The following is an 11,540-nucleotide window of genomic DNA, read 5'->3' on the forward strand; positions in this document are numbered from 1 at the left end:
ATGTCTATTGAAGGCGTATTGAATGAGGGGTTTGTTACCACCTCGCTGGATAAGGTAATCAACTGGACCCGTACCGGATCCCTGTGGCCCATGACCTTCGGTCTGGCGTGCTGCGCAGTTGAAATGATGCACGTCGGTGCCTCGCGTTACGACCTCGACCGCTTCGGTGCGGTGTTCCGTCCGTCGCCGCGCCAGTCCGACCTGATGATCGTGGCTGGTACCCTGTGCAACAAGATGGCGCCGGCGCTGCGCAAGGTCTACGACCAGATGCCGGAGCCGCGCTGGGTGATCTCCATGGGCTCCTGTGCCAATGGCGGTGGCTATTACCACTATTCGTACTCGGTGGTGCGTGGCTGCGATCGCATCGTGCCGGTCGACGTGTATGTGCCGGGTTGCCCGCCGACGGCTGAAGCGCTGCTGTATGGCGTGATCCAGCTGCAGAACAAGATCAAGCGCACCAACACCATCGCGCGCTAAGAGGGCAGTATGACGACAAAATTGGAAACTCTCGAAGCCGCCCTGCGTAATGCGCTTGGAGGGTATCTTCAGAACCTGACCGTGGCCCTCGGTGAAGTCACCGTGGTGGTCAAGGCCGCTGACTACCTGTCGGCCATGCGCGTGCTGCGCGACCATGCCGACACCCGTTTCGAACAACTGATCGACCTGTGCGGCGTGGACTACTCCACCTATGGCGACGGTGCCTGGGAAGGTCCGCGCTTTGCCGTGGTGTCGCACCTGATGTCGATCTCGCACAACTGGCGTGTGCGCGTGCGCGTGTTCGCGCCGGATGATGACCTGCCCATCGTGGCGTCGGTCGATCCGATCTGGAACTCGGCTGGCTGGTATGAGCGTGAAGCGTTTGACTTCTACGGCATCCTCTTCGACGGTCACCCCGACCTGCGCCGCATCCTCACCGACTATGGCTTCATTGGCCACCCGTTCCGCAAGGACTTCCCGGTGTCCGGCTATGTCGAAATGCGTTACGACGCCGAACAGAAACGCGTCATCTATCAACCCGTAACGATCGAGCCGCGCGAAATCACCCCGCGCATCATTCGTGAAGAAAACTACGGGATCAAATAATGGCAGAGATCAAAAACTATACGCTGAACTTCGGTCCCCAGCACCCGGCCGCGCACGGTGTGCTGCGCCTTGTGCTGGAGCTGGACGGTGAAGTCATCCAGCGCGCCGATCCCCACATCGGTCTGCTGCACCGTGGTACCGAAAAGCTGGCCGAACAAAAGACCTTCCTGCAATCCGTGCCTTACATGGATCGTCTGGACTACGTCTCGATGATGAGCAACGAGCACGGTTACGTGCTGGCCATCGAGCGTCTGCTGGGTCTGGAAGTGCCGCTGCGCGCACAGTACATCCGCGTGATGTTCGATGAAATCACCCGCCTGCTGAACCACCTGATGTGGATCGGCGCGCACGCGCTGGACGTGGGTGCGATGGGCGTGCTGCTGTATGCCTTCCGTGAACGCGAAGACCTGTTCGACTGCTACGAAGCTGTCTCGGGTGCCCGCATGCACGCGGCCTACTATCGTCCGGGTGGCGTCTATCGCGACCTGCCGGACAGCATGCCGCAGTACAAGGCTTCCATCGTGCGCAACGAGAAGGCCATCCGCGAACTGAACGAAAACCGTCAGGGCTCGCTGCTGGACTTCATCGAAGACTTCACCAATCGTTTCCCGACCTATGTCGACGAATACGAAACCCTGCTGACCGACAACCGTATCTGGAAGCAGCGCCTGGTGGGCGTGGGCGTGGTCTCACCGGAACGTGCATTGCAGATGGGCTTCACCGGTCCGATGTTGCGTGGCTCGGGCATCGCCTGGGACTTGCGCAAGAAGCAGCCGTATGAAGTGTATGACCTGCTGGACTTCGATATCCCCGTGGGCAAGAACGGTGACTGCTACGACCGTTACCTGGTCCGTGTGGCCGAGATGCGCCAGTCCAACCGCATCATCAAGCAGTGCGTGGAGTGGCTGCGCAACAATCCGGGTCCGGTCATTACGGACAACCACAAGATCGCGCCTCCCAAACGTGCGGACATGAAGTCCAACATGGAAGACCTGATCCACCACTTCAAGCTGTTCACCGAAGGCTTCCGCGTGCCTGCCGGCGAGGCGTATGCTGCCGTCGAGCACCCCAAGGGTGAATTCGGTATCTACCTGGTCTCCGACGGTGCCAACAAGCCGTACCGCCTGAAGATCCGTGCCCCGGGCTTTGCCCACCTGCAAGCCCTGAACGAAATGGCCAAGGGCCACATGATTGCCGATGCGGTCACCATCATTGGTACGCAAGACATCGTGTTCGGGGAAATCGACCGATAAGTCGAAGAGCAATAGTCAAGGCGGGCTTCTCAGGAAGCCCGTCAAGTTTGGGGAATATCCAATAACCGCGCAGATCTGATGCGCATGGATGGCCAACGATATGCTGTTAAGTCAAGAAGCCCTTAAGAAAATCGATCGCGAACTCGCGAAATACCCGGCGGACCAGCGCCAGTCTGCGGTCATGTCCGCGCTGCGCATCGCCCAGGTGGAACATGGCTGGCTGCCGGCCGAGCTGCAGCAGGAAATTGCCGACTACATCGGCATGCCCGCCGTGGCCGTGCAGGAAGTCGCGACCTTCTACAACATGTTCAACACCAGCCCGGTGGGCAAGCACAAGATCACCGTGTGCACCAACCTGCCGTGTCTGCTGTCGGGTGGCGAGCGCGCCGCCCATCACCTGAAGCACAAGCTGGGCATCGATTATCGCGAAACCACGGCCGACGGCCAGTTCACGCTGATGGAAGGTGAATGTATGGGCGCTTGCGGCGACGCACCGGTCATGCTGGTCAACAACCATCAAATGTGCAGCTGGATGTCCAACGAAAAGATCGACGCGCTGCTGGAGGAACTGAAGAAATGACCTGCCTGCACGACCGCCACATCAAACCGCTGATCCTCGCCGACCTGAATGGCGAGAACTGGCATCTCGAGGATTACGTCAAGCGCGGCGGCTACGATTCGCTCAAGCGCATCCTCAACGAGAAGATCACTCCGGAACAAGTCATCGCCGACCTCAAGGCCTCGGGCCTGCGTGGCCGCGGTGGTGCGGGTTTTCCGACCGGCCTGAAGTGGAGCTTCATGCCGCGCCAGTTCCCGGGCCAGAAATACCTCGTCTGCAATACAGATGAAGGTGAGCCGGGTACTTTCAAGGACCGTGACATCATTCGTTACAATCCGCACGCGCTGATCGAAGGCATGATCATCGGCGGCTATGCCATGGGCATCACGGTCGGCTACAACTACATCCACGGTGAAATCTTCGCCGAGTACGAGCGTTTCGAAGAAGCCCTGGAAGAAGCCCGTGCGGCCGGCTTCCTGGGTGACAACATCCTCGGCACCGGTTTCAGCTTCCAGCTGCATGCGCACCATGGTTACGGCGCCTACATCTGCGGCGAGGAAACCGCGCTGCTGGAGTCGCTGGAAGGCAAGAAGGGCCAGCCGCGCTTCAAGCCGCCGTTCCCGGCCAGCTTCGGTCTGTACGGCAAGCCGACCACCATCAACAATACCGAGACCTTCGCGGCCGTGCCCTTCATCTTCAAGGTGGGCCCGCAAGCCTACGCCGAGATGGGCAAGCCCAACAACGGCGGCACCAAGATCTTCTCGATCTCGGGCGACGTCGAGCGTCCGGGCAACTACGAGATCCCGCTGGGCACGCCATTCTCCACCTTGCTGGAACTGGCCGGTGGCATGCGTGGCGGCAAGAAGATCAAGGCCGTCATCCCGGGTGGTTCGTCTGCACCGGTGATTCGCGGCGACGTCATGATGGACACCACCATGGACTACGACGCCATCGCCAAGGCCGGTTCGATGCTGGGTTCGGGCGCGGTGATCGTGATGGACGAGACGCGCTGCATGGTCAAGTCGCTGCTGCGCCTGTCCTACTTCTACTATGAAGAATCCTGCGGCCAGTGCACGCCGTGCCGCGAAGGCACCGGCTGGATGTACCGCATGGTGGAGCGTATCGAAAACGGTCACGGCAAGATGGAAGATCTGGACGTGCTCAATTCGGTGGCCGACAACATCCAGGGGCGCACCATCTGTGCGCTTGGTGATGCAGCGGCGATGCCGGTGCGCGCGTTCGTGAAGAATTTCCGCGAAGAGTTCGAATACCACATCGAGCACAAACACTGCCTGGTTCCGGCATACATCTGAACAGGGCAGGGGATGCCGCGCGGGATGCGATGAGCCTTCCGCCGGTATCGTTGGCAAAGAATATTTAGCTTGGGCAAACAGCCATGGTTGAAATTGAAATAGACGGCAAGAAGGTTGAAGTGCAAGAAGGCAGCATGGTCATGGACGCTGCCAACAAGATCGGCACGTACATCCCTCACTTCTGCTATCACAAGAAACTGTCCATCGCGGCCAACTGCCGCATGTGCTTAGTCGAGGTCGAAAAGGCCCCGAAGCCGCTGCCTGCCTGCGCCACGCCGGTCAACAACGGCATGATCGTGCGCACCGCCAGCGACAAGGCTGTCAAGGCCCAGAAGGGCGTGATGGAATTCCTCCTGATCAACCACCCACTGGATTGCCCCATCTGCGACCAGGGCGGTGAGTGCCAGCTGCAGGATCTGGCCGTCGGTTACGGTGGTTCTTCCTCGCGCTACCAGGAAGAAAAGCGTGTCGTGGAGCCCAAGGACGTCGGTCCGCTGATCTCCATGAAGGAAATGAACCGCTGCATCCACTGCACCCGCTGCGTGCGCTTCGGCCAGGAAGTGGCCGGCGTGATGGAACTGGGCATGCTGGGTCGCGGTGAACATTCCGAGATCACTACCTTCGTCGGCAAGACCGTGGACTCCGAACTGTCGGGCAACATGATCGACCTGTGCCCGGTGGGTGCGCTGACCTCCAAGCCGTTCCGCTACAGCGCCCGTACCTGGGAACTGTCGCGCCGCAAGTCGGTGAGCCCGCACGACAGCGTCGGTGCCAACCTGATCGTCCAGGTCAAGAATGGCAAGGTCATGCGCGTGCTGCCCTTCGAGAACGAAGAAGTCAACGAGTGCTGGATCTCCGACAAGGACCGTTTCGCCTACGAAGCGCTGGACAGCGCCGAGCGTCTGACCAAGCCGATGTTGAAGCAAGACGGCAAGTGGCAGGAAGTGGACTGGCAGACCGCGCTGGAATACGTCGCCCATGGCCTGCGCAACATCCGTCACGAACATGGTGCCGACGCCATCGCCGCGCTGGCTACCCCGTACTCCACCCTGGAAGAACTGAGCCTGCTGCAGAAGTTGGTACGCGGCGTCGGTTCGGATAACGTCGACTTCCGTCTGCGTCAGTCCGACTTCGGTCTGGATGGCCAGATCAAGCCGTGGCTGGGCATGTCCATCGTCGAATTCTCGCAGTTGAACCGCGTCTTCGTGATCGGTTCCTTCCTGCGCAAGGATCATCCGCTGCTGTCGGCGCGCCTGCGTCAGTCGGTCAAGAGCGGTGCCAAGCTCAGCGTCCTGCATGCCACCGACGACGATCTGCTCATGCCGGTCGCCAACAAGATCATCGCCGCTCCCTCGGCATGGCTGTCCGCATTGGCCGAAGTGGCCGTGGCCGTGGCGGAAGCCAAGGGCGTGGCTGCTCCCGCCGCCTACGCTGGCGTGGTGGCATCGGACGCTGCCAAGGCGACTGCTGCCAGCCTGCTGTCGGGCGAAGGCCGTGGCGTGTTCCTGGGCAATGCCGCCGTCCAGCATCCGCAAGCTGCGCAGCTGCATGCAGCCGCGCAGTGGATCGCCGAACAGACCGGTGCCAAGCTGGGCGTGCTGACCGAAGGCGGCAACGCCGTCGGTGGCTACCTGGCCAATGCCGTGCCGACCCCGGGCAAGGGTGCCAACGCCGCTGCCGTGTTCGCACAGCCGCGCAAGGCTTACCTGCTGTTGAACGCCGAGCCGGAACTGGACAGCTACGATCCGCAAGCCGCTCGTGGTGCTCTGAACCAGGCCGAGATGGTCGTGGTGATGTCCGCTTTCAAGCATGGAGCCGACTACGCCGACGTGCTGCTGCCGATCGCGCCCTTCACCGAAACTGCCGGTACCTTCGTCAATGCCGAAGGCCGTGCACAGAGCTTCAACGGTACCGTCAAGCCGGCCGGTGATGCGCGTCCGGGCTGGAAGGTCCTGCGCGTGCTGGGCAACCTGCTGGAACTGGAAAACTTCGATTACGAAACCGCCGAATCCATCCGCGACGAGCTGCTGGGCAAGGAAACCGACCTGTCGGCGCGCCTGAACAACATCGCCAGCGTGCAAGCGCAAGCTGTGCAAGCTGCGGCTGGTGGCGTCGAGCGTGTGGCCGATGTACCCATCTACTTCGCCGACGCCATCGTGCGCCGTTCGCCGCCGCTGCTGGAAACCCGCGATGGCCAGGCGCCCAAGGCATGGCTGTCGGCTGCGCTGGCCGCCAAGCTGGGCGTGGCCGAAGGCGACCAGGTCAAGGTCAAGCAAGGCTCGGGCAGCGCTGCGCTGACCGCCGCCATCGATAAGAAACTGCCGGAAAACGTGGTTCGCGTCGCTGCTGCGCACGCCTCCACCGCTGCACTGGGCGGCATGTTTGGCGCAATCGTCGTGGAGAAAGCGTAAAAATGGATCACCTGATCGCCCAAATCAACAACGTGGGACCGGCCCTGCTGGGTCCGACCCTGTTCACGCTGGTGTGGACTCTGGTCAAGATCCTGGTGGTGATGGTGCCGCTGCTGCTGTGCGTGGCCTACATGACCTACTGGGAGCGCAAGCTGATCGGCTGGATGCACGTGCGTCTGGGCCCCAACCGTGTGGGTCCGGCCGGCCTGTTGCAGCCCATCGCTGACGCCGTCAAGCTGATCTTCAAGGAAATTTCGACCCCGTCCAAGGCCAACAAGGCGCTGTTCTACCTGGCCCCGGTGATGACCATCATGCCGGCGCTGGCCGCCTGGGCGGTGGTGCCGTTCTCGCCGGAACACGTGCTGGCCAACGTCAACGCGGGCCTCTTGTACCTGATGGCCATTACCTCGATGGAAGTCTACGGCATCATCATCGCCGGCTGGGCCTCCAACTCGAAGTACGCCTTCCTGGGTGCCATGCGCGCCTCGGCGCAGATGGTGTCCTACGAAATCTCCATGGGCTTCTGCCTGGTGGTGGTACTGATGGTCACCGGCAGTCTGAACATGACCGATATCGTGCTGGCCCAGACCAAGGGTCAATTCGCCGGCATGGGTCTGAACTTCCTGTCCTGGAACTGGCTGCCGCTGCTGCCGATCTTCGTGATCTACTTCGTCTCCGGCGTGGCCGAGACCAACCGTCACCCGTTCGACGTCGTGGAAGGCGAATCCGAAATCGTGGCCGGTCACATGATCGAATACTCGGGCATGTCCTTCGCCATGTTCTTCCTGGCCGAATACGCCGCGATGATCCTGATTTCGATCCTGACCGCACTGCTGTTCTTCGGCGGCTGGTCGGCACCGCTGGCAGCGCTGGACTTCATCCCGGGCTGGATCTGGCTGGGCTTGAAGACCTTCTTCTTCCTGTCGCTGTACGTGTGGATCCGCGCATCGTTCCCGCGCTATCGCTATGACCAGATCATGCGTCTGGGCTGGAAAGTGTTCATCCCGCTGACCCTGGTGTGGCTGGTGGTCGTGGCGATCTGGATCCAGTCGCCCTGGAATATCTGGAAATAAGTTGGAAGGCTGAGGCTAAAAATGGAAGCTATTAAGGATTTTTTCGGCAGCCTGATGCTCCGCGAACTGTTCAAGGGCCTGGCCCTGACCGGTCGCTACCTGTTCAAGCGCAAGATCACCGTGCAGTTCCCCGAGGAAAAGACGCCGATGTCGCCGCGTTTCCGCGGCCTGCACGCGCTGCGCCGTTATCCCAACGGTGAAGAACGCTGCATCGCCTGCAAGCTGTGCGAAGCGGTCTGCCCGGCGATGGCCATCACCATCGAATCCGAGCAGCGTGAAGACGGTACCCGTCGCACCAGCCGCTACGACATCGACCTGACCAAGTGCATCTTCTGCGGTTTCTGCGAAGAGTCCTGCCCGGTCGACTCGATCGTTGAAACGCACATCCTGGAATACCACGGTGAAAAGCGGGGCGACCTGTACTACACCAAGGAAATGCTGCTGGCAGTGGGTGACCGTTACGAAAACGAAATCGCCGCTGCGCGCGCAGCCGACGCCGCCTACCGTTGATCGGTGCTGCCGGGTGGCCCTGTATTGCGGGGCAGCCGGGCAGGGTGGTGCGGGGCTTGCGGCAATGTGTTGGATGTATTGCGATGGATGGCGTGCTTGCGCTGCCCGTGCTGATTGAATGAACCAACTTCTGGTTGATTATGGAATTTAAAACTGTCTTGTTCTACGTGTTCGCGGTGCTGGTGGTAATCTCCGCCGTTCGCGTCATCACGGCCCGCAACCCGGTGCATGCGGCGCTCTTCCTGGTGCTGTCGTTCTTCTCGGCGGCCGGCCTCTGGATGCTGCTCAAGGCCGAGTTCCTGGCCATCGTGCTGGTGTTGGTCTACGTCGGCGCGGTGATGGTGCTGTTCCTGTTCGTGGTGATGATGCTCGATATCAACATGGACAAGCTGCGTGAAGGCTTCTGGGGCTACTTCCCGCTGGCCGCTACCATCGGCGTGGTCATCGTGCTGGAAATGGCGGCGGTGCTGCTCAACAGCTTCTGGGTCGCCGAGTCGCAGGTTCCTGCCGCCTCCGACACGCTGGGTCAGACCAAGCCGCTGGGCAAGCTGATCTTCACCCAATACGTGTACGGTTTCGAAATCGCGGCCGTGATCCTGCTGGTGGCCATCGTCGCTGCGGTCGCGCTGACATTGCGCAAGCGCAAGGACAGCAAGTACTTCGACCCGGCCCAGGCCGTCAAGGTCAAGGCATCGGATCGTGTGCGCCTGGTCAGCATGAAGGCCGAATCCACCCGCAACGAGCAGCCCGCCGATGGCGCCGCTGCTGCGGCCGACAAGCCGGCCGCTGGTCAACAATCTTAAGAAGGGCGCACAAGAATCATGGCAATCACGCTCTCCCACTACCTGATCATCGGCGCGATCCTGTTCGCGATCTCGATCGTCGGCATTTTCCTGAACCGCAAGAACATCATCGTTCTGTTGATGGCCATCGAACTGATGCTGCTTGCGGTCAACATGAACTTCATTGCTTTCTCGCATTACCTCGGTGACGCGGGCGGACAGATCTTCGTGTTCTTCATCCTGACCGTGGCTGCGGCTGAGTCCGCCATCGGTCTGGCGATTCTGGTGGTGCTGTTCCGTAACCTGGATACCATCAACGTGGAAGACCTCGACAGCCTCAAGGGCTGAGTCGGCATCCGCAGCGTCCTGTTTTTGCGTTCTGGTTTGAATTTCATTTAAAGATGGGAGGCCCCCTTGCAGCAGCGCTGCAGGCGGGGCAGCCAATAAGCGATAAGGTTCATCATGGCTGGGCAACTTAACCCACATCTTCTTCTTGCTGTACCCCTGGCGCCGCTGGCAGGCTCGGCCATTGCCGGTCTGCTGGGTACCAAATTCTTCGGCAACGTGGTTGGCCGCAAGGTGTCGCATACCGCGACCATCCTGGGCGTGCTGATCGCCGCCATCATCTCCATCCAGACCCTGCTTGCAGTGCTGGACGGCGCCACCTACAACGGTACGCTGTACAACTGGATGACGGTGGCAGGTCTGAAGCTGGAGATCGGCTTCATGGTCGACAGCCTGACCGCGATGATGATGTGCGTGGTGACCTTCGTTTCCTTGATGGTGCACATCTACACCATCGGCTACATGGCTGAAGATGAGGGCTACAACCGCTTCTTCTCCTACATCTCGCTGTTCACCTTCTCCATGCTCATGCTGGTCATGAGCAACAACTTCCTGCAGCTGTTCTTCGGCTGGGAAGCGGTGGGCCTGGTGTCCTATCTGCTGATCGGCTTCTGGTATACCCGTCCGACCGCGATCAAGGCCAACATGAAGGCCTTCCTGGTCAACCGCGTCGGTGACTTCGGCTTCATTCTGGGGATTGGCCTGCTGCTGGCTTACGCCGGTTCGATGAACTACACCGAAGTCTTCGCCAAGCGCGCCGAGCTGGCCCAGCTGACCCTGCCGGGTACCGACTGGATGCTGCTGACCGTGGCGTGTATCTGCCTCTTCGTGGGCGCCATGGGCAAGTCTGCGCAGTTCCCGCTGCACGTCTGGCTGCCGGACTCGATGGAAGGCCCGACCCCGATTTCCGCGCTGATCCACGCCGCCACCATGGTGACGGCCGGTATCTTCATGGTCACCCGCATGTCGCCGCTGTTCGAACTGTCCGACACCGCGCTGTCCTTCATCCTGGTGATCGGTGCCATCACGGCGCTGTTCATGGGCTTCCTGGGCACCATGCAGAACGACATCAAGCGCGTGGTCGCATACTCCACGCTGTCGCAGCTGGGTTACATGACCGTCGCACTGGGTGCCTCGGCCTACTCGGTGGCCGTGTTCCACCTGATGACCCACGCCTTCTTCAAGGCGCTGCTGTTCCTGGGTGCCGGCTCGGTCATCATCGGCATGCACCACGATCAGGACATGCGCAACATGGGCGGCCTGCGCAAGTACATGCCCATCACCTGGATCACCTCGCTGCTGGGTTCGCTGGCCTTGATCGGCACACCGTTCTTCTCGGGCTTCTATTCCAAGGATTCGATCATCGAAGCCGCGGCCGAGTCGCACCTGCCGGGTTCGGGCTTTGCCTACTTCGCCGTGCTGGCCAGTGTGTTCGTGACCGCCTTCTACTCCTTCCGCATGTATTTCATGGTCTTCCATGGCAAGGAGCGTTTCGGCCAGGCCCACGGCCATGATGATCACCACGCCCCCGCTGCGGCGCACGGCGTACATGACGACCATGCGCACGATGCCCATGACGATCACGGTCACGACGACCATCATCACGGCCTGGCTCCGGGTCAGAAGCCGCACGAGTCGCCGCTGGTGGTGACACTGCCGCTGATCCTGCTGGCCATTCCCTCGGTCATCGTCGGTTTCTTCGCGATCTCGCCGATGCTGTATGGCGACTTCTTCAAGGGTGTGATCTTCTTCGGCGAAAACCACAAGGTCATGGAAGAGCTGGCGCACGAATACCACGGCCCGGTCGCCATGGTGCTGCATGCCTTCACCAGCGCGCCGCTGTGGCTGGCCATCTCCGGTGTGGTCGTGGCGTACTACTGCTACATGATCAACCCGCGTGTACCAGCCTGGTTCAAGGAAAAGTTCAGCATCATCTACACCATCCTGGACAACAAGTACTACATGGACAAGTTCAACGAAGTTGTCTTCGCCGGCGGTGCCCGCCTGCTGGGCAGCGGACTGTCCACCGTGGGCGACCGTGGCATCATCGACGGCCTGTTCGTCAACGGCAGCGCCAAGGTCGTCGGCTGGTTCTCGAAATTCACGCGTCTCTGGCAGTCCGGTTACATCTATCACTATGCGTTCGTGATGATCATCGGGGTGCTGGGTTTCCTGGTGTGGTTCATGCCGTTCCCGTTCGCCAAATAAGCT

General features: G+C 60.7%; 11 protein-coding genes. All 11 read left to right on the forward strand.

The window, feature by feature from the left end; genetic code table 11:
* Positions 1–477: an NADH-quinone oxidoreductase subunit B family protein gene (locus GWL_RS05760; RefSeq protein WP_006712940.1), complete on the forward strand. Its 477-nt coding sequence runs from the start codon at positions 1–3 to the stop codon at positions 475–477.
* Positions 478–486: 9 nt separating this feature from the next.
* Entirely contained in the window at positions 487–1,083 is a 597-nt protein-coding gene (locus tag GWL_RS05765; RefSeq protein ID WP_008327656.1) for an NADH-quinone oxidoreductase subunit C, read from the forward strand.
* Entirely contained in the window at positions 1,083–2,336 is a 1,254-nt protein-coding gene (locus GWL_RS05770) for an NADH-quinone oxidoreductase subunit D (RefSeq protein ID WP_008327657.1), read from the forward strand. Before GWL_RS05765 ends, GWL_RS05770 begins: the two co-directional genes overlap by 1 nt.
* A gap of 88 nt (positions 2,337–2,424) precedes the next feature.
* Positions 2,425–2,916 (forward strand): NADH-quinone oxidoreductase subunit NuoE, encoded by a 492-nt coding sequence (gene nuoE / locus GWL_RS05775; protein ID WP_006712943.1) that lies wholly within the window; start codon positions 2,425–2,427, stop codon positions 2,914–2,916.
* Positions 2,913–4,208 carry an NADH-quinone oxidoreductase subunit NuoF gene (gene nuoF / locus GWL_RS05780; protein WP_008327658.1) on the forward strand — a complete coding sequence of 432 codons (1,296 nt, stop codon included), beginning with the start codon at positions 2,913–2,915 and terminating at the stop codon, positions 4,206–4,208. Before nuoE ends, nuoF begins: the two co-directional genes overlap by 4 nt.
* Before the next feature lie 83 nt (positions 4,209–4,291).
* On the forward strand, positions 4,292–6,619 hold the full coding sequence (gene nuoG / locus GWL_RS05785) for an NADH-quinone oxidoreductase subunit NuoG (protein ID WP_008327659.1): 2,328 nt from the start codon (positions 4,292–4,294) through the stop codon (positions 6,617–6,619).
* 2 nt (positions 6,620–6,621) lie between these two features.
* Positions 6,622–7,692, forward strand: coding sequence for an NADH-quinone oxidoreductase subunit NuoH (gene nuoH / locus GWL_RS05790; protein ID WP_008327660.1), 1,071 nt, complete (start codon positions 6,622–6,624; stop codon positions 7,690–7,692).
* Between the two features lie 21 nt (positions 7,693–7,713).
* A complete protein-coding gene (gene nuoI, locus GWL_RS05795; RefSeq protein WP_008327661.1) occupies positions 7,714–8,202 on the forward strand; it encodes an NADH-quinone oxidoreductase subunit NuoI in 489 nt (162 codons plus the stop codon).
* Positions 8,203–8,342: 140 nt separating this feature from the next.
* The gene (locus GWL_RS05800) at positions 8,343–9,005 is read left to right on the forward strand and encodes an NADH-quinone oxidoreductase subunit J (protein WP_034350155.1); all 663 of its coding nucleotides are present in this window, start codon (positions 8,343–8,345) and stop codon (positions 9,003–9,005) included.
* An 18-nt stretch (positions 9,006–9,023) separates the two neighbouring features.
* On the forward strand, positions 9,024–9,332 hold the full coding sequence (nuoK, locus tag GWL_RS05805) for an NADH-quinone oxidoreductase subunit NuoK (protein ID WP_006712949.1): 309 nt from the start codon (positions 9,024–9,026) through the stop codon (positions 9,330–9,332).
* 114 nt (positions 9,333–9,446) lie between these two features.
* On the forward strand, positions 9,447–11,537 hold the full coding sequence (nuoL, locus tag GWL_RS05810) for an NADH-quinone oxidoreductase subunit L (RefSeq protein WP_008327675.1): 2,091 nt from the start codon (positions 9,447–9,449) through the stop codon (positions 11,535–11,537).
* The last annotated feature ends 3 nt before the right edge of the window (positions 11,538–11,540 follow it).

This window comes from Herbaspirillum sp. GW103 (assembly GCF_000261365.1).
Taxonomy (GTDB): Bacteria; Pseudomonadota; Gammaproteobacteria; order Burkholderiales; family Burkholderiaceae_D; genus Herbaspirillum.